This is a genomic window from Urechidicola vernalis (assembly GCF_031846385.1).
GTDB lineage: Bacteria > Bacteroidota > Bacteroidia > Flavobacteriales > Flavobacteriaceae > Urechidicola > Urechidicola vernalis.
This window is the reverse complement of sequence record NZ_JAVRHV010000001.1, coordinates 496,701-520,753: the sequence shown is the minus strand read 5'-3', so window position 1 is coordinate 520,753 and position 24,053 is coordinate 496,701. Positions and strand designations below refer to the sequence as shown.

The window sequence follows — 24,053 nt, the reverse complement described above, 5'->3', positions numbered from 1 at the left end:
CACTTTTTTAAAAAAGAAAAAAGCCGATAAGTTGTCTTATCGGCTTTTGTTATATTGCTTAAAATCTTATCCTAAAATTTCAATTATTTGACTTGCTAATTCAGTTCCAATTCTATCTTGAGCCTCACCTGTTGCGGCCCCAATATGAGGAGAAAGCGAAAGTGCAGGGTTCATCAATAATTGCATTTCTGGAGTTGGTTCGTTTTCAAAAACATCTAAAGCAGCGTTTCTGACCTTTCCTTCAGAAATTGCATTTACCAAGGCAACTTCATCAACAACACCACCTCTTGCAGCATTTGCAATAATAACACCTTCTCTCATTTGGTCAAATTCAGGTTTCCCAATTACATATGTATCTTGAGCAGGTACGTGAAGCGTAATGAAATCTGCTTGTTTTAAAACTTCATCTTTAGAAATTGTGTCTATCTTAAAAGAAACTGTTTGACCATCAAAGAAATCCAATTCTAAATCAACAGAATCAATAAAAGGGTCAAAAGCAATCACTTTCATTCCTGCTCCTAACGCAACTTTTGCTGTTGCTTGTCCAATACGTCCAATTCCAATTACACCTAAAGTTTTTCCTTTTAATTCAATTCCTTTAGCACATGCTTTTTTCAATCCTTTAAAGTTTGAATCCCCTTCTAAAGGCATATCTCTATTGGCATTGTGTAAAAATCTTGCCATTCCAAAGAAATGACCAAAAACCAATTCTGCTACAGAATGAGAAGATGCAGCCGGTGTATTGATTACAGATAATCCTTTTTCTCTTGCATATGCAACATCGATATTATCCATACCAACACCACCACGACCAATAATTTTTAAAGATGGACAGCCATCAATAATATCGGTTCTTACTTTTGTAGCACTTCTTACCAATAGAACGGTAATTTCATTTTGGTTGATATAGTCTACTAATTGATTTTGCGCAACAGTCGTTAATTGAACTTCAAATCCTGCTGCTTCTAAAGCGGTTACACCACTTTGTGCAATTCCGTCGTTTGCTAATACTTTCATTTTATTTAGTTTATGTCATTCCAATAGTTTTGAATCGATGTCAAAACTTAACGATGACCATGTTGTTTTATAATTGTTTCATTACAGCTACCAACGCTTGCACACTTTCTAATGGCATTGCGTTATAAATGCTTGCTCTATAGCCTCCAACAGATCTATGTCCGTTGATCCCGTTTAATCCTGCTTCTTTTGCCAAAGCATCAAAACGTTCTTTGTCAGATTCATCCGCTAGGGTAAAGGTTACATTCATTAAAGAACGATCTTCCTCCGCTGCAAAACCATTAAACTTTGGATTGTTGTCAATTTCATTGTAAAGCAACGCTGCTTTTTCTTCGTTTAGTTTTTCTATAGCTCCAACACCGCCTAGTTTCTTTAACCAACGTAATGTCAGCATAGAAGTATATACGGCAAAAACAGGAGGTGTATTAAACATACTGTCCTTTGATGCATGTGTTTGGTAATCTAACATAGAAGGAATTGTTCTACCAGATTTCCCTAATATTTCATCTTTAACAATTACCAAAGTTGTTCCCGCAGGTCCCATATTTTTTTGTGCTCCAGCATAGATCAAACCAAATTTTGAAACATCAATTTGCCTAGAGAATATGTCAGAACTCATATCGCAGGCCAAAGGTTGGTCCGTCTTAGGGAATTCCTTAAACTGTGTACCAAAAATGGTGTTGTTACTTGTCATATGCACATAATTAGCATCAGAAGGAATTTTAATTTCTTTAGGAATGTAATTGTAGCCTGAATCTTTTGAAGTTCCAACGATGGCAACTTCTCCTAACAACTTCGCCTCTTTTAAAGCCTTAGTACTCCATGCACCAGTATCGATATAAGCCGCTTTCCCGTCTACTTTCATCAAGTTATAGGAGGCCATTAAAAATTGTAAACTCGCTCCCCCTTGTAAAAATAATACAGAATAGCCTTCTGGTACATTTAAAAGTTCTTTCACTAAGGCTATGGCTTCATTCATAATGGAAATAAAGTCAGCACTACGATGTGAAATTTCGATTAAAGAAAGATTAGAATTGTTTAAGTTCACAACAGCTTCAGCCGCTTGTTCAAAAACTTCTTGAGGCAGGATACATGGCCCTGCACTAAAATTGTGCTTTTTCATTTTTAATTAACTTGATAAAAATTAAGCAACAAATTTCACAATTTATATGAGAATAAGTGCTAATAAAATGATAAATAAATCAACAAGTTTTTGATATAACAATAAAATAAGCCTACAATTTTTATAGGGAATTATATGGCACAATTTCAAATGCCTTAAATAATTGATTTTATAGGTTGTTTAAAAATGCCAAAGTGTCAATACCATCGGCGTAGTCCCAAAGTTTTGGATGTTGTGATTGTCCAAAAGCCACCGTGTTCTTTATGTCAGAATTCGAAACGACACATTGAATCTTGTCAGTGTCATTTTCTAATTTATTTTCAAGTCCATTTATTGATTCATAGTACTCATAAAATAGGGTAGCAATTGGAGAACCATAATTAGCGTCTTCTTTAAGCATTAGAAAGCCGTTTTCTTGCAATTTAAAAAGACTCATTAGGTAAACAGCTTTATTGTAATCGTAGTTGTTTTGATATTTGTTATAATTGATTACATCACTATATTTAAAAATGGCTTTAAAGAAACTATCAAAGTTGTAATCTTTCGGTACAAATAATTTAGAGACGGACCTACAACCCAAGCCGTAATACCTGAAAATATCTTCACCTAAGGCTTCTAATTCCTCTTTACTTTCGTTACCTGTTAGAACCGCGACAGAATTTCTATTTTTTCTAATTATGTTCGGATGCTTTCCAAAATAATAATCGAAATAACGGGCAGTGTTATCGCTTCCAGTTGCAATTACTGCATCGAAACCTTTCAATTCTCCTTCCGTAAACTCTATTAATTCTTTGAATTCAGGATTAATATATTGAAGATACTTGGCGACTAAAGGAATAATGTATTTATCGTTAGATGATACCTTCGCTACTACTTTATGACCGCTTATTAAAACACTCAAAATATCATGAAAACCAACAAGAGGAATATTTCCTGCCATAATAATGGCAACACTTTTAGATTTGTTGTTAAAAGCATAATTAGCCGTCCATTCCGTTAAGTTTTCTTCTGTTAAAGCCTCAGACCAACTTTGTAAACTAAAACATACATTTTCAACATCAAACCATCCATTTGTTTCGTGGGCACGTTTAATTTGAGTTTCATACACTTCAAAAAACAAGTCATTATGTAAAATATTTGCTTTCTTTTTTATGGAATCCACAGAAAACTGACTTAAAAATTCGCCTAATTTTACAAATGCATTAATTCGGTCTACGAGTATCATATTTTAATATTTTGCTGTATTTTTGTGGCAAATTTAATGCAAAAAAAGAAATGGCAATAATTATAACTGACGAATGTATTAACTGTGGGGCATGCGAGCCGGAGTGTCCTAATAATGCAATTTACGAAGGAGCGGAGGATTGGACCTACGCACAGGGTACATCCTTAGAGGGATCTGTAGTATTACCAAATGGTAAGCAAGTAAATGCGGATGAGGATCAAGAGCCTGTAGATGACGAAGTTTATTTTATTGTACCTGATAAATGTACAGAGTGTAAAGGTTTTCATGATGAGCCTCAATGTGCTGCTGTGTGTCCAGTAGATTGCTGTATTCCTGACGATGATGTTGTAGAAACAGAGGAGGAGTTGCTAGGAAAACAAGCCTTTTTACATAAAGAATAGATTTTTTATTAAAATATTTTAAACCCGAAACATTTGTTTCGGGTTTTTTTTTGGCTAATTTTTTTTGAGTACTTTTAATTTTTCAACCAAACTACTTTTATTATGCATTCAAAACTAACCTTTGTTTTTTGTTTATTTCTATTATTTAATTTTGAATTTACTCAGTCTCAATCAACTGATGAGAAGGATTATGGAGCACTTGAATACCGATTAATTGGCCCTTTTAGAGGTGGTCGTAGTGCTGCTGTAACGGGTGTTAGAGGTAAACCAAATTTATTCTATTTCGGTGCCACTGGTGGCGGTGTATGGAAAACTACTAATGGAGGGCGAACTTGGGAGAATATTTCTGATGGATTTTTTGGAGGAAGTATTGGAGCTATTGCAATATCAAAAAGCGATCAAAATGTAATTTATGTTGGTGGGGGAGAAAAAACAGTTAGAGGTAATGTTTCATCTGGTTATGGAATTTGGAAAAGTGTTGATGCCGGTAAAACCTGGGAGTCGGTTGGTTTAGAAAATTCGAGACATGTATCTAGAATTGCGATAGACCCTAATGATCATAATATTGTATACGCTGCAGTAATGGGTAATATTTACAAGGAAACAGAAGAACGAGGAGTTTATAAAAGCATTGATGGCGGAAAAACATGGAGGAAGACTTTATTTTCAAATAATTTAGCGGGCGTTGTAGATTTACAATTAGACCCAACAAATTCTAGAATATTATATGCTTCGACTTGGAGAATTCAAAGAACACCTTATAGTTTAAGTTCTGGTGGCGAAGGTTCTGCTTTGTGGAAAAGTAGCGATAATGGTGAAACTTGGAACGAGATTTCTAATAATGACGGTTTCGCAAAAGGTACGCTTGGCATTGTAGGAGTTACCGTTTCTCCAGTTAACAACCAACGTATTTGGGCAATGGTTGAAAACAAAGATGAAGGTGGTTTGTACCGAAGTGATGATGGTGGAGAAAATTGGAAAAAAGTAAATTCAGAAAGAAAGTTAAGACAACGGGCGTGGTATTATACCAGACTATATGCCGACACTAAAGATGTAGATAAGGTATATGTACTTAACGTAAGTTACCATAAAAGTACAGATGGAGGTAAGACATTTAGTAATCATGGTGCACCTCACGGAGATCATCACGATTTATGGATTGCTCCAGAAAATTCAGACCGTATGGTTATTGGAGATGATGGCGGTGCACAAGTAACGTATGATGGCGGTGAAACATGGAGTACTTATCACAACCAACCAACTTCACAATTTTATAGAGTAACAACGGATAATCATTTTCCGTATAGAATTTATGCAGCACAGCAAGATAACTCTACTATTCGAATTTCTCATAGAACAAACGGTTCATCCATTTCTGAAGATGATTGGGAAAGTACCGCAGGAGGGGAGTCGGCACACATTGCTGTAGATCCGTTGAATAATGACATTGTTTATGGTGGTAGTTATGATGGATTTTTAACAAGAAAAAACCATAAAACAGGAACAACTAGAGCAATAAATGTCTGGCCAGATAACCCGATGGGGCATGGTGCTGAGGGAATGAAATATCGTTTTCAATGGAATTTCCCAATCTTATTTTCTAAGCATAACCCAAAACGTATGTATACTTTTTCTAATCATGTTCATGTTACAGAAAATGAAGGACAATCTTGGGAAATTATCAGTCCGGATTTAACTAGAAACGATCCTGAAAAGTTAAAGTCATCAGGAGGGCCAATAACACAGGACAATACATCAGTAGAGTATTATTGTACCATTTTTGCTGCGCAAGAATCACCATTAAAAGAAGGTCTATTATGGGTTGGGAGTGATGATGGCCTGATACATTTAAGTAAAGATGGAGGAAAGAATTGGGAAAATATCACACCAAAAGGAATGCCTGAATGGATGATGATAAATAGCATTGAACCTAGTGCTTTTGATGAAGGCACGGCTTATGTTGCAGGTACGCGTTATAAATTAGGTGATTTCACTCCTTATTTATATAAAACTACAGATTTCGGAAAATCTTGGAAGTTGATCACTAATGGTATTGATTCAGAACATTTTACGAGAGTTGTTAGAGAAGATCCGAAACAAAAAGGATTGTTATATGCCGGAACTGAAACTGGGATGTATATTTCTTTTGATGATGGTGCTAATTGGAAATCATTACAGTTGAACTTACCAATAGTACCAATTACCGATTTAACAATTAAAGAAGGAAATCTAATAGTTGCTACGCAAGGAAGAAGTTTATGGATTTTGGATGATTTAACAATTATACACCAATTAAAAAATGTTGATATAGGCCATCACTTATTTACGCCTAAAAATACGTACAGAATGCGAGGTAGATCAAGAGCAAACAGTAAAACAAGTGGAACGAATTTGCCAGGAGGTGTTGTTACTTACTTTAATCTTGATAATTATACAAAGAAAGACACTGTTTCATTAACTTATTTCGATACTCACGGGGATACCATTCAAACATTTAGTAATCATTCAATAAAGAACAAACTAAAAGTGAAGAATGGTGCCAATAAGTTTGTTTGGGACATGAAGTACAAAGGTGCCGAGAAGCTAAAAGGAATGATTCTTTGGTGGGCAAGTTTAGAGGGGCCTAGGGCAATTCCTGGTGAATACGAAGTAGAATTAAATGTGAATGACATGCATTTTACCCAACAATTCTCAGTTATTGCGGACCCAAGAGCTGAAAGCACCGATGATGATATGCGAGACCAGTTTGAGTTCATTTCAGATGTAAATAGAACCATTGATATGGCGCATAAGTCAATTAAAAAAATGAGAGATATTTCTTCTCAATTGAAATCTTTTTCGGCGCAATACAGGGATAATGAAGAAGTTCAAACTCTTGTAGAAAAGGCAAAAGAATTGGTAAAAGAATTTTCAAAAATTGAAAATGAATTGTATCAAACTAAAAATAGAAGTGGACAAGATCCTTTGAACTTCCCTATAAAATTAACGAATAAGTTAGGACATTTAAACTCGTTAGTTGGAATGGGCGATTTTGCACCAACAACACAAGATGAAGCGGTTAAAAACGAACTAATCGACGCTATTGAAGTGCAATTGACAGCTTTTGACAAATTAATAGATGAAGAGATTTCATCTTTCAATTCAGCCTTTAATCAACTGAATTTAAACTATCTTTTTGTAAAAGAGTAAGAGTAAAATAAACCATCAAAAGCCCAAAACCATGTTTTGGGCTTTTTTAATGATGTCATTCATCTAAAAGTTTTGATAGTATTCGTAAATTGTCCGTTCTTCGAATTAAAGAAACAAATCAAATGAAATCACGTAGAAATTTTATAAAAATATCAGCATTAGGTGGTGCAGCGGTGCTTACTTCTTACGCTAAAGGTAGTTCGACAAATGAAACTGAAAAAAGTAATACGTCAAAACCACAAAACAAACCAGTAGTTATTTCTACATGGAATCATGGAATACAAGCAAACGAAGCAGCTTGGAAGGTACTGTCGAAAGGAGGAAAGGCCTTAGATGCTGCCGAACAAGGTGTTAGAGTTACAGAGTCTGATCCAAATGGAACAAGTGTTGGTTTGGGAGGTAGACCAGATAGAGAAGGAAAGGTTACTTTGGATGCATGTATTATGAATCATAAGAATCAATGTGGAGCAGTAGCTTTTTTAGAAGATATTGAACATCCAATTTCTGTTGCTAGAAAAGTTATGGAGGAAACACCACATGTAATGTTGGTTGGAGATGGTGCAAAACAATTCGCTTTGGAACAAGGATTTAAGCAAAGAGAATTACTAACTGAAGGTTCAAAAAAAGCATGGGAAAAGTGGAAAAAGGAATCTAAATACAAACCAGTTGTGAATGTAGAAAACCATGATACTATTGGGTTACTTGCATTAGATGAACATGGTAACTTATCTGGTTCATGTACTACTAGTGGAATGGCATATAAAATGAGAGGAAGAGTAGGAGATTCACCAATAATAGGAGCAGGTTTGTTCGTTGATAATGAAATCGGTGCAGCATGTGCAACAGGAATGGGAGAAGCGATCATTAGAGTTGCAGGAAGTGCTATTGTAGTTGAATTTATGAGAAACGGAATGTCACCTCAAGACGCATGTAAGGCAGCCGTCGATAGAATCGTTGCAAAACATGATAATTTAGAGAATTTACAAGTTGGTTTTATTGCTTTAAATAAAAACGGAGAGGCAGGCGCCTATAGTGTGTATTCTGGGTTTAACTACGCATTGAAAGATAAAACCCAAGAGGAATTAATAGATGCTAAATATAACCTTAAAAACCCTGGAGGCTATTAGTATGAAAAATTTTATTACAGTGGGATTGGCATTGTCATTTATCACTTCTTTTATTAATTACATTATGGGTAATATGAAAATGATGATGATTATCTTAGGGGTTTTTAGTGTTTTCGTTTTTATCTATCTTATATATTCAGTTATAAAACTTAAAAAAGTTTATGGATTTATAGCATTGTTTACTTTGATATCACTTTTATTTCAGTCCTTTCACTGGGGCTATTTTTATGAGTTAAGATACGCCATGATTGTACCAATTCTCATTTATATAAGTTTACTAGTCAAATGGAAGAAACATAGGTCTAATTTAATCCCCCTTATATTTATAGTTGCCTACCAAATATTAGAATTTTCGACTGTAATTAGAATTTGGATTAGTAATCTATCTTAATACAAAAAAAATGAATTTTGAAATTTGTACTGATTCAGTTGAAGGTGCACTTGCGGCAGTAAAATATGGCGCAAAACGAATCGAATTATGTGCTGCACTTTCTGTTGGTGGCTTGACTCCAAATATAGGGTTGGTAGAGGGGTGTGCTAATACTGGTATTGCTGTGAATGCAATTGTACGCCATAAAGAAGGTGGTTTTGTCTACAATGCAGATGATGTATCAGTAATGAAGCTCGATATAAAGAGCATAAAAGAAGCAGGTGGAAAAGGCGTTGTTTTTGGGATATTGACAGCTGATCATGAAATTTCTGAATTGAATAAAGAGTTATGTTCATATGCAAAATCATTAGGCTTAGAGGTAACTTTTCACAGGGCTTTTGATTTTGTAAAGGATTACAAGTCGGCTATTAAAAAAGTTATTGAAATGGGATTTGATAGATTGTTGACTTCAGGCTTAAAGCCTAAAGTGGTTGATGGACTAGATGTAATAACTTATTTGCAAGAAAATCATGGTCTAGAAATTGAAATTCAACCAGGTTCTGGCGTCAACCCTCAAAACGCCTTAAAACTTGCCGCTACGGGAATTCAAAACCTACATTTTACAGCTAGAAAATCATCTGGTGGAGAAACCAGCCTCGGAATGGGTGAATTAATGGAGGTTGATGAAGATAAAATAAAAGATATCATCGATTTATTTAAGTAAGAATCTCAACCAATTGTTCCATTCCCACAGTGGCTTTTTCAGCGATAACCGTTAAATTTTCAAACTGCTTCTTACTCGCATTAGGCTCAGGATCAATAAAATAGATAGGCGTACCTAAAGCTACTTCGTAAATCAAATTTGCAGCTGGATATACCTGCATAGATGTACCAATAACTACTAAGACATCAGCTTGTTGCGTAATTAAGGCTGCTCTTGAAAGTTCAGGAACATCTTCACCAAACCAAACTATATGAGGTCGTAATTGACTTCCTTTTCCACACTTGTCGTTAAATGTTACATCTTTATGCCAATCATAAATCAATGATTGGTCTTTGGTACTTCGTACTTTTCTTAATTCTCCATGTAAATGAATTACATTGTTGTTTCCAGCACGTTCGTGCAAATCATCCACATTTTGAGTAATAACATAAACATCATAAAGTTCTTGTAGTTTTGTGATGTAATGATGTGCTGCATTTGGCTCAACTTCGAATAGTTGTTTTCTACGCTGATTGTAAAAATCTAATACCAATGCTGGATTTCTATACCATGCTTCAGGAGTCGCCACTTCGTGAATATCGTGCCCTTCCCATAGGCCATCGCCATCTCTAAATGTTTTAATTCCAGATTCAGCACTAATACCCGCACCAGTAAGAATAACGATTCTTTTTTTCTGTTTCATATTACTCGCTAAAATAAGAACAAAATCTAAAACGAAACCTTATATTTGCACCGCTAAAAATTATTACACATGAAAGCAGGAATTGTAGGATTGCCGAACGTTGGAAAATCAACATTATTTAATTGTTTATCAAATGCAAAGGCGCAAAGTGCAAACTTTCCATTTTGTACTATTGAACCAAATATTGGTGTGGTAAATGTACCAGATGCACGATTGGAAAAATTAGAAGAGTTGGTGGGACCAGAAAAGGTAGTTCCGGCTACTGTTGAGATTGTTGATATTGCTGGTTTGGTAAAAGGAGCAAGTAAAGGGGAAGGTTTAGGTAATAAATTCTTAGCAAACATTAGAGAAACAGATGCTATTATTCATGTATTGCGTTGTTTTGATAATGATAATATAGTTCACGTGGATGCAAGTGTAGATCCGGTTAGAGATAAAGGAACTATTGATGTAGAGTTGCAACTAAAAGATTTGGAAGCTGTAGAGAAGAAAATGGAACGTGTAAAGAAATCTGCAAGAACAGGTGATAAGGCTGCACAGAAAGAATTTGAAGCATTGGTAAAAGTAAAAGATGGATTGGAAGGATTCAATTCCGTTCGTGCCATTGATTTAACTGATGACGAACAAGAGTTCTTAAAGCCTTTGCAATTGCTAACAAGCAAGCCTATTCTGTATGTGTGTAATGTAGACGATGATTCAGCAGTTTCAGGGAATGCATATGTAGATGCTGTAAAAGAAGCTGTGAAAGATGAAGATGCTGAGATTATTATTTTAGCAGTTGGTACAGAATCTGACATCAATGAATTGGAAGACTACGAAGAGCGTCAACTATTTTTAGAAGATATGGGACTAGATGAGCCCGGTTCTTCTAAATTAATTCGTGCTGCTTATAAATTATTAAACTTACAAACCTATTTTACTGCCGGAGTAAAAGAAGTACGTGCTTGGACGATCAATATTGGAGATACTGCACCGCAAGCGGCAGGAGTTATTCATACAGACTTTGAAAAAGGCTTTATCCGTGCAGAAGTAATTAAGTACGATACTTTTGTAGAATTGGGAAGTGAAGCGAAGGTAAAAGAAGCAGGCAAATTAGGTGTAGAAGGGAAAGAATATATTGTACAAGATGGGGATATGATGAATTTTAGATTTAACGTATAATTTAAATTTACCGAATAATATTTTGAATTGAACATCGTAAATAGGCTTTATTTGCGATGCTTTTTTTTAAAACAAGTATTAGTTTTGAGTCTATGAAATCAACTAGTATAAGCTTATCAAGTGTTCTTATTGCCATTGTCGGTATTGTCATGTTTTCTGCAAAGGCAGTTATGGTAAAATTAGCCTATCAATATGATGTAAGTTCTTTGCATCTTTTGGTATTTAGAATGGTGTTTGCCTTGCCTTTTTATTTAGGTTTACTCTATTTCTTTAGACCTCAAAATCCAATAGAAATTAGAAATAGTGATTATGTTTGGCTGATATTATTTGGATTTATTGGTTATTACTTGGCGTCTTATTTTGATTTTTTAGGATTGAAATATATAAAAGCTGGATTGGAGCGAATCATCTTGTTTGTTTATCCGACATTAGTATTATTAATTTCTCGAATATTTTTAAAAACGAAAATTACGACCAAACAACTTATAGCAATTTTAATTACCTATGTAGGTGTTGTGATCGCTTTTTGGGGAGAAATTAATTTAGAAGGCTCTAATATTGCCTTAGGTGCTTTTCTAATTTTCTTAAGCGCTTTGACCTACGCATCCTATTTGGTAGGTAGTGGGTGGTTAATACCTAAGTTTGGAGTTATGGCATTTACTTCTTTGGCAATGATTGTATCTACTGTATGTGTTGTAGCACATTACGGTATAACTGATAGAGGCGATTTACTAAATTATCCATATCAAGTTTATTTGTTAGGTTTTTTAATGGCAATAATTTCAACTTTAATTCCTTCCTTTTTAGTGTCTTTGGCAATTAAAAGAATGGGAGCAAACAACTTTTCCATATTTGGAAGTATTGGGCCAATATCCACTATTATTTTGGCTTATTTGTTTTTAGATGAAAGATTGTCAACTGTTCAGTTTATTGGTGCATTTATTGTGATTTTAGGAGTAATATTTATTTCTAAAAGTAAAAAGAAAACTAGTTAATCTCTTGTTGATAACTAATAGTACTCACTATTTCTTTTTTTGATTCTAAACACTATTTTAGCATTTCCTCAACTCTCATAGGCAATGGCGCAAGAAACAAAATACACCGAAGACAATATACGTTCACTCGATTGGAAAGAGCATATCCGTATGCGACCGGGAATGTATATCGGTAAATTGGGTGATGGTTCTTCGCCAGATGATGGTATTTATATTTTAATCAAAGAAGTGCTCGATAACTCAATTGATGAGTATGTAATGGGTGCTGGAAAAACCATTGAAATTTCGGTAAAAGAAACCTCTGTTACTATCCGTGACTACGGTCGTGGAATTCCATTAGGTAAGGTAGTAGATGTTGTTTCTAAAATGAATACTGGTGGTAAGTACGACTCTAAGGCCTTTAAAAAATCTGTCGGATTAAATGGGGTTGGAACCAAAGCAGTTAATGCACTTTCTACAAGTTTTAAGGTGCAATCTGTTAGAGATGGTCAAACGGCCTTAGCGGAGTTTGAAAGAGGTAATTTAACCTTAAAAACAGATGTAGAACCTTCGTCGCAGAGAAAGGGAACGAAAGTTTGGTTTACACCAGATCCAGAAATTTTTGTGAAGTATAAGTTCCGAATGGAATACATTATTAAAATGATTAAAAACTATGTGTATCTAAACACAGGGTTGACAATTATTTTAAATGGTGAAAAATATATTTCTGAAAATGGATTAAAGGATTTATTAAAAGAAAATATTGCAGATGAATCTATGTTGTTTCCAATTGTACATCTTTTAGAAGATGACATAGAAATGGCATTGACGTATAGCAAATCACAATATTCTGAAGAATACCATTCTTTTGTGAATGGACAACATACAACACAAGGAGGTACACATCAAAATGCGTATAGAGAAGCGGTTGTAAAGACAGTCCGAGATTTTTTTGGGAAGAATTATGACGCTTCAGATATTCGGAAATCTATTGTTACAGCGATTAGTATTAAAGTCATGGAGCCTGTTTTTGAAAGTCAAACAAAAACAAAATTAGGTTCTACTGAAATGGGTGGTGGATTACCTACAGTTCGAACATTTATAAATGATTTTGTAAAACGTAGACTTGATAATTATTTGCATAAGCATCCAGATGTAGCAGAAAAAATTCAGAAGAAAATTGTTCAGGCAGAGAAAGAACGAAAGGAACTTTCTGGTATTAGAAAATTAGCAAGAGACAGAGCCAAAAAGGCGAGCTTGCATAATAAAAAATTACGTGATTGTCGTGTGCATTTAGGTGACATGAAAAAGGACAATCGACTGGATACGACCTTGTTCATTACCGAAGGAGACTCAGCAAGTGGCTCTATTACCAAATCTAGAAATGTAAATACGCAGGCTGTATTTAGTTTAAAAGGAAAGCCACTGAATTCATATGGTTTAAGTAAAAAGATTGTATACGAAAATGAGGAGTTTAACCTACTTCAATCTGCATTAAATATTGAAGACGGAATTGAGAATTTGCGTTATAACAATATTGTAATTGCTACGGATGCCGATGTGGATGGTATGCACATTCGCTTGTTATTGATTACTTTCTTTTTGCAGTTCTTCCCTGAATTGATTCGCGAAGGGCATTTGTATATTTTGGAAACACCGTTGTTTAGAGTGCGGGATAAAAAGGAAACTTTTTACTGTTATTCTGAGCAAGAGCGAAGAGATGCAATAAATAAATTAAGAGGTAAGCCAGAAATAACACGATTTAAAGGATTGGGTGAAATCAGTCCAAATGAATTTGTACACTTTATTGGAAATGATATTAGATTAGATCCAGTAATGCTAGATAAAGAAATGCCGATAGAAAAACTATTAGCCTTCTACATGGGTAAAAACACTCCAGATAGGCAAAAGTTTATCATCGAAAACCTCAAAGTTGAACTTGATTTAGCGGAAGATATATAATGCAAGAACACAACGACCCAGATTTTAACGAAGAAGAATTAACGCGTCAAGACGAATCACAGGAAACGATTACGAGAGTTACCGGTATGTATGAAGAATGGTTTTTAGACTATGCTTCATACGTAATTCTTGAAAGAGCAGTACCTGGAATTGATGATGGATTCAAGCCAGTACAACGTAGAATCATGCATTCTATGAAAGATTTGGACGACGGACGTTATAACAAAGTTGCGAATATTGTAGGGCATACCATGCAATACCATCCGCATGGAGATGCTAGTATTGCAGATGCCATGGTACAGCTAGGGCAGAAGGAGTTGTTAATTGATATGCAAGGAAACTGGGGGAATACCTTAACCGGTGACCGTGCAGCAGCATCTCGTTATATTGAAGCGCGTTTGTCTAAGTTTGCTTTAGATGTAGTTTTTAATCCAAAGACTACAGAATGGAAAATGTCTTATGATGGTCGTAGAAAAGAACCTGTCGATTTACCTGTAAAATTTCCATTATTACTCGCTCAAGGAGCAGAAGGGATTGCAGTAGGACTATCTACTAAAATATTGCCACACAACTTTAATGAGTTGATCGATGCGTCTATTAAGATTCTTAAGGGGAAAAGTTTTAGAATAGTTCCTGATTTTTTAAATGGAGGCATTGCAGATGTATCTAATTATAATGATGGTAAACGAGGAGGTAAAATTCGTGTAAGAGCCAGAATTTCTCAATTAGATAAAAAGACCTTAGTTATTACGGAAATTCCGTTTGGAACGACTACTACTTCATTGATAGATTCAATTTTAAAAGCCAATGACAAAGGCAAAATTAAAATCAAGAAGATTGAGGATAACACGGCAGCAAAAGTTGAGATTTTAATCCACTTACCTAATGGTGTTTCACCAGACAAAAGCATTGATGCCTTATATGCCTTTACAAATTGTGAAAATTCAATTTCACCTTTAGGTTGTATCATTGAAGACAATTCTCCTGTATTTATAGGTGTGAGTGAAATGTTGAAACATTCCACGCAACACACCGTCGATTTACTAAAGCAAGAATTAGAGATTCAATTGGACGAGTTAGAAGAACAATGGCATTTTGCCTCTTTAGAGCGCATTTTTATTGAAAACAGAATCTATCGTGATATTGAAGAAGTTGATACCTGGGAAGGAGTAATAAAAGCGATTGATGATGGGTTAAAGCCATACATTAAGCATTTAAAGCGTGCAGTTACCAAGGAAGATATTGTTCGTTTAACAGAAATTAGAATTAAGAAAATTTCCAAGTTTGATATAGATAAAGCAAAGCAGCATATTGAATCTTTGGAAGAAAAAATAGCTGCGGTTAAAAATTATCTAGATAATTTAATAGAATACGCTATTGATTATTTTAAGAACCTAAAAACAAAGTTCGGAAAAGGTAAAGAGCGAAAAACTGAATTGAAAATCTTTGATGATATTGTTGCAAGTAAGGTGGTGATGAAAAATGCCAAATTATATGTAAACAGAGAAGAAGGTTTTGTGGGAACGTCTTTACGTCGTGATGAGTTTGTTACGGATTGTTCAGATATTGATGATGTAATTATATTCCGTAAAGATGGTAAAATGATGATTACCAAAGTAGGAGCAAAGACCTTTGTTGGAACAGATATTATTCATGTTGCTATCTTCAAAAAGAATGATAAACGGACTGTTTATAATATGATGTATCGAGATGGTAGAAGTGGTCCGACCTTAATGAAACGTTTTCATGTAACAAGCGTTACAAGAGATAGAGAATATGATTTAACAGCAGGAAATAAGGCTTCTATAGTTACTTATTTTACAGCAAATCCGAATGGTGAAGCTGAAATTGTATCAATTCATTTAAGAGCAGTAGGAAGTATAAAAAAATTAAAGTGGGATGTTGATTTCTCAGAACTCCTGATCAAAGGTCGAGGGTCTAAAGGAAATAGATTGACCAAATATGCCGTTAAAAAAATTGAATTAAAAGAGAAGGGTATTTCTACCCTAAAGCCTCGTAAAATTTGGTTTGATGATACTGTGCAGCGATTAAATGTTGATGAACGCGGTGATTTATTAGGTGAGTTTACTCCGGAAGACAGATTGTTAGTTGTTTCTCAAAAAGGATTGGCAAAAACCATTACTCCAGAATTGGCCACTCATTTTAACGATGATATGATTGTTTTGGAAAAGTGGATTCCGAACAAGCCATTATCGGCTATTTATTTTGAAGGAGAAAAAGAGAAATACTATGTAAAACGCTTTATGATTGACAATCCGAATAAAGAGGAATTGTTTATTACAGAGCACCCTAAGTCTCAGTTACAAGTTGTAGCTACTGATTATAGACCAATGGCGGAAGTCGTTTTTTCAAAAAGAAGTTTGGATAAAATGGAAGTAAATTTTGAAGATTTTATAGCTGTAAAGGGAATAAAATCATTAGGAAATCAGTTGACTTCTGAAAAAATAAGACAAGTAAACCTTTTAGAACCATTAGAGTACACACCTCCAGTTATAGCTGAGGTTGAAGTGGTAGAAGAAGAGGTAGTAGAAACACTGCCGCTGGACATTCCAGAAATTGAAAAACCGAAGGAAGAGGAAAAATCAAAACCGATAATTGTGGATGCCAATAAAAAGAAACCTACGATTAAACCTCCTAAAAAAGACGATAAAGATCAAACCAAATTATTTTAAAGCAATATGCTTTTAGCAATTACTTATACATTAAAAACATTTTGGGAAATAGCATTGTTTACTATTGTTATTATTTTATGTGCCTGGTTGTTTTCTAGACTGGTACGTTTTATGATTACTAAAATCATAAAGCGTAGAATTCAAAAAGCAGGAGGTGATTATAGCACTACGAGTTTGAAATTCTTGATGAATTCCATTAAGTTTTTTTCTATGATTATAGCCTTAGTAGTGGTTGTATTGTCCGTGCCAGCCTTACGTTCTAAAGCTACTTTTATATTTTCTGGAGCAGGAATTTTAGCAGCAATTATTGGTTTTGCGGCGCAGGCTGCAATCTCTAATTTAATTGCAGGTGCTTTCATTGTAATATTTAAGCCATTTAGAGTAGGGGATTTTATCCGATTGGATGAATCCAGAGTCGGAATCGTGCAAGACATTACCTTACGCCATACCGTTATTAATAACTTTGAGAACAAGCGTTTGATTATTCCAAATTCGATAATTAGTACGGAGTCTGTATTAAATCATACTATTGATGATTCTCAAGTACTAAGTTTTAATAATTTTTATATCGGTATTTATGCAGATGTGGATATAGCACGAAAGATTATTCAAGAAGAAGTTAGTAAACTTGACTATATTATTGACAACCCAAATAGCAAGATATCATCAGATAAAAACGATGTAGAAGTAAGATTTATTTCTTCACAAAATTATAGAATTCATTTACGTGCTTATATATGGATTAGCGAACCATTCGAAGAATTTAGAAATCGTGCGTTACTCGCGGAAAGAGTTCATAAACGTTTTATCACAGAAGGTATAGATATGCCAGTTGATATTTATAAAATTGTAAAATAATTGCATGAGCTGAAAATGTCACACTAAATTGTCATGCTTAGCCTGTCGAAGCATCTTTGTATTGTCACATTTTAATATGAAATTGTCATTTCCGTTCCGATAATTATCGAAACGGAAATCTATAAAAACAAATAATATTCTGAATTTATGTATCATTTCGTCTATTCTTAATGACCAACAGGAATGATAGAAACATTTAATTTAATACAAATGAAAAAATACTTAGCATTACTATTCATTACAATTTCAACCTTAATATTCGCACAATCCTCTAACCAATCCGAACTATCCTTAGATAACATCATGAAAGGAAATGAATTTATTGGTGTACAACCATCAGGAATATTTTGGAGTGAAAATTCAAAAACAATCTATTTTAAATGGAATCCAGATGCAGAACCAAATTCATCTTTGTACAAATATGAATTGAGCGCTAAAAAGATTTCAAAAGTTTCTATAGACGAGGAACGATCACTTATGAATACTAGGGATTACGACTATTCTTCGGATAAATCAAAAAAAGTATATGTAAAACATGGCGATGTCTATTTATATGATGCGGCAACAAATTCATCTAAAGAATTAATTATAACTTTTGATGCGTATGAATCGGGTGTTTCATTTGCACCTGATAACAAATCTATAATATTTAAAAGGGAAAATAATTTATTCAGATTTGATTTGGACAATGGGCAAATTGCACAACTCACAAATTTCAAAACTGGAAGTAAAAAGAAAAAAAATAGAACAAGTGAGCAGGACCAATGGCTAAAAGAGCAACAATACGATTTATTTGAGGTTTTACAAGATAGAAAGGAGCGCAAAGATTTGTCAAATGAACATTCTGAGGCATTGCGTGTTCAAAGACCTAAAGAAATATATTTAAATGGTAAGTACTTGTCGAATATCACTATTGGTGAAAACGGAAAATATATAGCATATAGATTGTCTGAATATCCGAAGAATAAGAATACGATGACACCACATTTTGTATCGGAATCTGGTTATACAACAGAACAAAGAACAAGATCAAAAGTTGGAGGTAAAAGGCCTTCCTACGAATTATGGATTTATAATTATGAAAAAGATTCAACGTATAAAGTGGATGTATCTTCTTTAACTGGTATTTATAATAAACCGTTGTATTTAAAGGAGTATGAAGATGATTTTATACCAAATTATGAGGAACCAAAATCAATCAGTTTTTCGTCTCCGGTAAATTCTAAAAATGGAGAATATACAATTTTAGAGATGAATTCGGATGACAATAAAGAGCGTTGGATTGCACAAATTGATTTTAAGAACGGCAAATTAATTGAATTGGACCACCAGCATGATGAAGCATGGATTTCTGGGCCTGGCATTTCTGGCAGAAACATTGGTTGGCTAGATGATGAAACCGTTTACTATCAATCTGAAGAAACCGGATATTCACACTTGTATAAAATAAATTTAAATTCTAAAAAGATAAAAGCGCTGACCAAAGGAAATTGGGAAGTACTTTCTGTATCTAAAACCAAAGATGGCGAGGGATTATTTATTGTAACAAATGAGGTGCATCCTGGCGAGTATCATTTGTATCGATTGAACTTAAAGAATTTAAAAAGAGAAAAACTTACAAACCAAACTGGGAATAATGAAATTACCATTTCTCCAGATGAACAACATTTTGCTGTTCGTTATTCTTATAGTAATAAGCCATGGGAATTGTATTTGCTTGCAAATGAGGATAAGGCTAAAGAAAAGCAATTGACAGAATCGACCACCGAAGAATTTAATTCTTATAATTGGAGGGCAGCAGAGAACATTACCTTTAAGGCCGAGGACGGTATAGAGGTACATGCTAGAATGTACACGCCAGATTCTGGAGCAGAAGGAAAGCCTTTGGTAGTTTTTGTTCACGGTGCTGGTTATTTGCAGAATGCTCATAAATGGTGGAGTACCTATTATAGAGAATACATGTTCCATAATTATTTAGTTGATAACGGTTATGTAGTGCTTGATATAGATTATAGAGCAAGTAAAGGATATGGTCGCGATTTTAGAACTGGAATTTACCGTCATATGGGTGGAAAAGATATGTCTGACCAAGTAGATGGTGTAAAACATCTAGTTGATAAATATGGTGTAGACAAGGATAAGGTTGGTATTTATGGAGGTTCTTATGGTGGATTTATTACGATTATGGGAATGTTCAATTACCCTGAAATATTTCAAAGTGGAGCAGCGATTCGATCAGTTACGGATTGGGCACATTACAATCATGGATATACGTCAAATATTTTAAATACCCCGATGAGTGATCCAAAAGCATTCGAACGCAGTTCTCCAATCAATTTTGCCGATGGATTGGAAGGAAGATTGTTGATGTTGCATGGTATGGTAGATGACAATGTACATTTTCAGGATGTGGTGCGTTTAACTCAAAAACTGATAGAGTTAAAGAAAGACAATTGGGATAACGTATTGTACCCAGTAGAGCGCCATGGATTTATAGAGTCCAGTTCTTGGACTGATGAGTACAAGCGTATTTATAAATTGTTTGAGGATACTTTAAAGTAAATGACTGCTATAGATATCCTTTCGAAACTAGTTTCTTTTTCTGTATTAGGAGGAGAAAGCAATCTTTCAATAGCAAAATGGATTCAGGAATACTTGGAATCTCATGGAGTGGATGTTCATCTATTTTATAATAGAGAAAAAACAAAAGCATCCATAATTTGTAGAATTGGACCTGCAGTGGACGATGGCGTAATATTATCTGGTCATATGGATGTTGTGCCCGTTGAGGGGCAAGAATGGGATACCAATCCATTTGAATTAGTAAATAAAGGAGATGGAAACCTATATGCACGTGGTGCATGTGATATGAAAGGTTATTTAGCAATGTGCTTAGCAGTAGTTCCTGAAATGATGCAATCAACATTAAAAAAGCCTATCTATTTTGCCTTTTCATTTGATGAAGAAATAGGGTGTTTAGAAGGGGAGAATATGGTAAAGCAACTAAAGGAAACATATTCTGAAACTCCGCGATTTGCAATTATAGGAGAACCTTCTATGATGCAACCTGTTATTGGGCATAAAGGAATTTATGTGCTGAAAACTGTAGTCAATGGTTCTTCTGGCCACAGTAGTAGAATAAGACAAGAGGTTAGCGCTATTCATGAAGCCGCAAGGCTGATACTTTGGTTAGAAAATAAAATGAATACACTAGTAGATAATGGTCATTTAGATGATCGATTTACGCCACCTCATACGTCGATTCATATTGGTCAAATTAATGCCGGTATCGCTCCAAATATAATTGCGGACACGGCTACTTTTTATTGGGATATTAGGGTAATACCTAAAGATCGTGCAACGGAAATAGTGCAAGAATTCAAGCAATATTGTGTCGAATTAGAAATAGAGAAACGAAAAATATTTACAAAGTTTAAAATTGAAACAACTGAAGAGCATCCTACTGTACCTGTTTTAGATACTGATGCAACTGCAGAAGTTGTTGATTTAGTAAAACGGATTTCTAAAAGCAATACCATTCAAACGGTGGCGTATGCTTCTGAGGCAGGTCATTTTCAAGAAGGAGGTTATGAAAGTATTATTTGTGGCCCTGGATCCATTGCGCAAGCGCATAGAGCAAACGAATTTGTATCTGTAGAACAATTGAACTCAGGAGTACAAATGATTCAAAACTTGGTTAAGGAATTGAATTAGCAGCCGCACCAAACTTCAACTGTAGACTTTGTTTCCGTTTCTTTAATGGTATAATAGCATCCAACGCCTTCATCGTTGGGGCGATATATTGTTCCATCTGAATTCCAACTGTTTTCTATTTCCGATAAATCGTTAGAGTCCATAATTTCTACCCAGTTCATTAGTTCTTTTTTGTCAATTCTTGGAAAAGTAATATTGTAAGTAATCCCACCTTCTTCAGCGCATTCATCTATGGTGTAGGAAATTCCACCTAAAAACTCTTTTTCAAAGGCACAAATTTGGTTTTTGTTATATTCAAACATTTTGACATTCTTTTTTTCTCCAATATTTTCATACTCTTGGAGTAAGTAGGCATAAATAATTTCTGTAGAATTGTTTTGTTCCAATGCGTCCTTTAATTTAGAGATATTCGGTTTTTTCAGTTCAAAGGATTGTGAAAACCCTATAATTGGAAAGATCACTAAAACTATTAAGAATCGAGAATTCATAGTTGTTAATTAAATAAAATTGTTAATACTTCTGCCATATCTTTTCTCCAAACGTCCCAGTCATGCCCGCCATTAGAAACTAAATATTCGTGTTTTATTCCATTAGTTTTAAGCCAATCATGCATCTTTTCATTTTGAGTAAACCCCCAAGAATCTTCTTTTCCGGTTTTAAAAACTAAAAGGTCCAAATTGTTTATGGATTCTTTTTCAGAAATATCAAGTAAAGGAATTTCGAGCCAAGTGGACAAACATATTATTGATCCGTATTTATCTAAATTATTGAATCCAACTTTCGCGGCTTGAGCACCTCCCATTGAAGAGCCTGCGATTGCCCATTTAACCTTATTGGTATGAATAGAATAGTTTTTTTTGAGATAAGGAATTAAATCATTTATGAAATCATTTTCCAAAACTGAATTATTTTTTTCCATCCATTTCGGACCCTCTGTTTGAGAAGTGAAGAAAGTATGATAATCCCCTTCAACAGGGTCTCCATTAGGCATAACAATTAGCATTGGAGCCATTTTACCCTGTGAAATAAGGTTGTCTGCAATTAGATTAATTTTTCCAAAATCAGACCAAAACGAAACTTTCTCTCCAAAACCATGTAATAAAAATAATACTGGATATAAAGTTTCTGAATCATAATTTGGAGGGGTATATACACTAACAGAATTCATTGTATTTGTGGCTGAAGACTTATATATATGGTCATGTAAAATACCATGAGGTACATTTGTTAATTCATGAATTAATGACGGCGATCCCGGAATTATCAATTCACTCTTTGCATCTAGCCAAGGGTAGGGATTTTGGTTTTTAGGGTCAGCAATTATTAATCCGTCAACATTTAATTGATAATGGTAAATTTCGGGTTCCAAAACTTCTGAATTAACAGTCCATAAACCAGTATCCATTTTTTTTAAAAATAAAGTATCTTTTGAAAATGTACCAGTTGCTGAAACATTCTTTGCATTCGGAGCATAAAGATTAAATTGAACGCTATTATCATTTAGAATAACAGGGGAGGTATAAGAAGGTTTATCATTTTGCGAATACAGATGTGTACTAATTGTAAGCACAACTGTAATAATTATATTTTTAACCATTGTTATTTCATTTTTTCAAAGAATGTCATTTTATATTCAGGTAAAAGCTCTGGGTGTGAAATTTTTATTATGTCTTTAAGAACCAAATCGGGACGAGTAGGAGCCAATTCATAATAAATTACGCCGCCAGTTTTACCTTTTTTATTTGCAAACGTATAAATGTTGTTATTATTAAAAGCCTCAAATTCTTGATAGTGAGAACTAGCATTATTTAACTGTTCTTTGCTTTCATAATGACCAGGAGCAATCCAAATATCAGCTTTTTGGCCTTTATCTAGGACAGCCTCAAAACTTAATTGTAAGCTTCCTTTTCCTTTCGTGTCTTTCCATAAATAATTGGTATTGGCGTCATTTAAAAATTGAGCAACAAAACTTCCGCCTGCTGGTAGGTTCCAAATATCTTTAAACATAACACCAGAGAGAATTGTTGGAGTTTCTTTTATGTCTTTGGCAATTGTAACGGCCTTATTATAGTCGAATTCAATTTGATTAAATATGTTGGACGCTTCTTCATTTTTGTCGAATAAGGCACCAAATAGTTTGATCCATTCTGCTCTTCCTAATGGAGTTTCTTCTAACCAATCACCATTATAAATTAGTGGAATACCAGATCGTTCAATTGTAAGTAACGATTTATTAGCAGCACTCATAGAAAAAGCAATAACGGCATCAGGATCTAATTCTAATAAGATTTCCGTATTAAAGCTTCCATCATTACCCAGTTCTTTAATTTGGTTTTTGTCTATAAGTTTTCTAGTCTTTTCGGATGAAACATAACGGGTATTAGGAAAACCAACTAAATTGTTTTCAACTTTCAGCAACTCCAACATTGGAATGTGCGTAGTACTATTAACTACAACTGATTTTAAAGGTATTTGAATAGTTTTTGCTCCAGTTGGTAATTCAGATGTGTCAAATCCCTCTCTAACTAAGTAGTACTCAAGCTGCTCATCAGCTTTTTGATAAGGTGTTTTTACAATTATTTTTGAATAATTCTCATATTGCTCAATATTTAAACCTTTTGAATATTTTATTAAATAACTTTGTTTAATGAAAGAATTAGATGAGTTTATTTCTTTTTTACACGAAAATAATAGTGCTAGTAAAATTAAAATTGAAGGAAGTTTATAAAAAATCATTTAGGATATATTTCAATATGTTGATCTTGAACGCTCATGAATGTCATTCGCATAATTAATTTCTTTAATTGATGTACTTAGTGGTATTTTTTTTCAA

General features: G+C 34.2%; 18 protein-coding genes. 11 read left to right on the top strand and 7 right to left on the bottom strand.

Annotated elements, in window-relative coordinates; translation table 11 throughout:
* Positions 1–66: 66 nt before the first annotated feature.
* The 3 genes from RM519_RS02270 to RM519_RS02260 all read right to left on the bottom strand — a co-directional run bounded on the left by RM519_RS02270 (position 67) and on the right by RM519_RS02260 (position 3,365).
* Positions 67–1,017: a D-2-hydroxyacid dehydrogenase gene (locus tag RM519_RS02270; protein ID WP_311591884.1), complete on the bottom strand. Its 951-nt coding sequence runs from the start codon at positions 1,015–1,017 to the stop codon at positions 67–69.
* 67 nt (positions 1,018–1,084) lie between these two features.
* Complete coding sequence (serC, locus tag RM519_RS02265; protein WP_311591883.1) at positions 1,085–2,140, bottom strand: 3-phosphoserine/phosphohydroxythreonine transaminase; 1,056 nt, start codon at positions 2,138–2,140, stop codon at positions 1,085–1,087.
* Positions 2,141–2,309: 169 nt separating this feature from the next.
* Positions 2,310–3,365, bottom strand: coding sequence for an acyl-CoA reductase (locus tag RM519_RS02260; protein WP_311591882.1), 1,056 nt, complete (start codon positions 3,363–3,365; stop codon positions 2,310–2,312).
* 50 nt (positions 3,366–3,415) lie between these two features.
* On the opposite strand from RM519_RS02260, the gene RM519_RS02255 reads away from it, so the two are divergent.
* The 4 genes from RM519_RS02255 to RM519_RS02240 all read left to right on the top strand — a co-directional run bounded on the left by RM519_RS02255 (position 3,416) and on the right by RM519_RS02240 (position 9,176).
* Entirely contained in the window at positions 3,416–3,766 is a 351-nt protein-coding gene (locus RM519_RS02255) for a 4Fe-4S dicluster domain-containing protein (protein WP_311591881.1), read from the top strand.
* Positions 3,767–3,868: 102 nt separating this feature from the next.
* Complete coding sequence (locus tag RM519_RS02250; RefSeq protein WP_311591880.1) at positions 3,869–6,955, top strand: VPS10 domain-containing protein; 3,087 nt, start codon at positions 3,869–3,871, stop codon at positions 6,953–6,955.
* A 122-nt stretch (positions 6,956–7,077) separates the two neighbouring features.
* On the top strand, positions 7,078–8,082 hold the full coding sequence (locus RM519_RS02245) for an isoaspartyl peptidase/L-asparaginase family protein (protein ID WP_311591879.1): 1,005 nt from the start codon (positions 7,078–7,080) through the stop codon (positions 8,080–8,082).
* 401 nt (positions 8,083–8,483) lie between these two features.
* On the top strand, positions 8,484–9,176 hold the full coding sequence (locus RM519_RS02240) for a copper homeostasis protein CutC (protein WP_311591878.1): 693 nt from the start codon (positions 8,484–8,486) through the stop codon (positions 9,174–9,176).
* On the opposite strand, the gene RM519_RS02235 is transcribed toward RM519_RS02240, so the two are convergent.
* A complete protein-coding gene (locus tag RM519_RS02235) occupies positions 9,169–9,858 on the bottom strand; it encodes an SIR2 family NAD-dependent protein deacylase (RefSeq protein WP_311591877.1) in 690 nt (229 codons plus the stop codon). The two genes, RM519_RS02240 and RM519_RS02235, sit on opposite strands and share 8 nt — an antisense overlap.
* Positions 9,859–9,927: 69 nt before the next feature.
* Between RM519_RS02235 and ychF the strand changes: the two genes are divergently transcribed.
* The 7 genes from ychF (at position 9,928) to argE (ending at position 21,220) form a co-directional block, all read left to right on the top strand.
* Positions 9,928–11,019 (top strand): redox-regulated ATPase YchF, encoded by a 1,092-nt coding sequence (gene ychF, locus RM519_RS02230; RefSeq protein ID WP_311591876.1) that lies wholly within the window; start codon positions 9,928–9,930, stop codon positions 11,017–11,019.
* 92 nt (positions 11,020–11,111) lie between these two features.
* On the top strand, positions 11,112–12,014 hold the full coding sequence (locus tag RM519_RS02225; protein WP_311591875.1) for a DMT family transporter: 903 nt from the start codon (positions 11,112–11,114) through the stop codon (positions 12,012–12,014).
* A gap of 84 nt (positions 12,015–12,098) precedes the next feature.
* Positions 12,099–13,955 carry a DNA topoisomerase IV subunit B gene (locus RM519_RS02220; protein WP_311591873.1) on the top strand — a complete coding sequence of 619 codons (1,857 nt, stop codon included), beginning with the start codon at positions 12,099–12,101 and terminating at the stop codon, positions 13,953–13,955.
* Positions 13,955–16,648, top strand: coding sequence for a DNA gyrase/topoisomerase IV subunit A (locus tag RM519_RS02215; protein WP_311591872.1), 2,694 nt, complete (start codon positions 13,955–13,957; stop codon positions 16,646–16,648). Before RM519_RS02220 ends, RM519_RS02215 begins: the two co-directional genes overlap by 1 nt.
* Positions 16,649–16,654: 6 nt before the next feature.
* Positions 16,655–17,506, top strand: coding sequence for a mechanosensitive ion channel family protein (locus RM519_RS02210; RefSeq protein WP_311591871.1), 852 nt, complete (start codon positions 16,655–16,657; stop codon positions 17,504–17,506).
* Between the two features lie 210 nt (positions 17,507–17,716).
* Complete coding sequence (locus tag RM519_RS02205) at positions 17,717–20,068, top strand: S9 family peptidase (RefSeq protein ID WP_311591870.1); 2,352 nt, start codon at positions 17,717–17,719, stop codon at positions 20,066–20,068.
* Complete coding sequence (gene argE, locus RM519_RS02200) at positions 20,069–21,220, top strand: acetylornithine deacetylase (protein WP_311591869.1); 1,152 nt, start codon at positions 20,069–20,071, stop codon at positions 21,218–21,220. It abuts the gene before it with no gap.
* Here argE and RM519_RS02195 read toward each other — a convergent pair.
* Genes RM519_RS02195 through RM519_RS02185 form a run of 3 tightly spaced genes read right to left on the bottom strand, consistent with a single transcriptional unit; the run spans position 21,217 to position 23,956 of the window.
* Positions 21,217–21,708 (bottom strand): hypothetical protein, encoded by a 492-nt coding sequence (locus RM519_RS02195; protein WP_311591868.1) that lies wholly within the window; start codon positions 21,706–21,708, stop codon positions 21,217–21,219. The two genes, argE and RM519_RS02195, sit on opposite strands and share 4 nt — an antisense overlap.
* A 5-nt stretch (positions 21,709–21,713) precedes the next feature.
* Complete coding sequence (locus tag RM519_RS02190; RefSeq protein ID WP_311591866.1) at positions 21,714–22,817, bottom strand: alpha/beta hydrolase-fold protein; 1,104 nt, start codon at positions 22,815–22,817, stop codon at positions 21,714–21,716.
* A 2-nt stretch (positions 22,818–22,819) separates the two neighbouring features.
* Positions 22,820–23,956: an ABC transporter substrate-binding protein gene (locus RM519_RS02185; RefSeq protein ID WP_311591865.1), complete on the bottom strand. Its 1,137-nt coding sequence runs from the start codon at positions 23,954–23,956 to the stop codon at positions 22,820–22,822.
* Positions 23,957–24,053 lie beyond the last annotated feature (97 nt).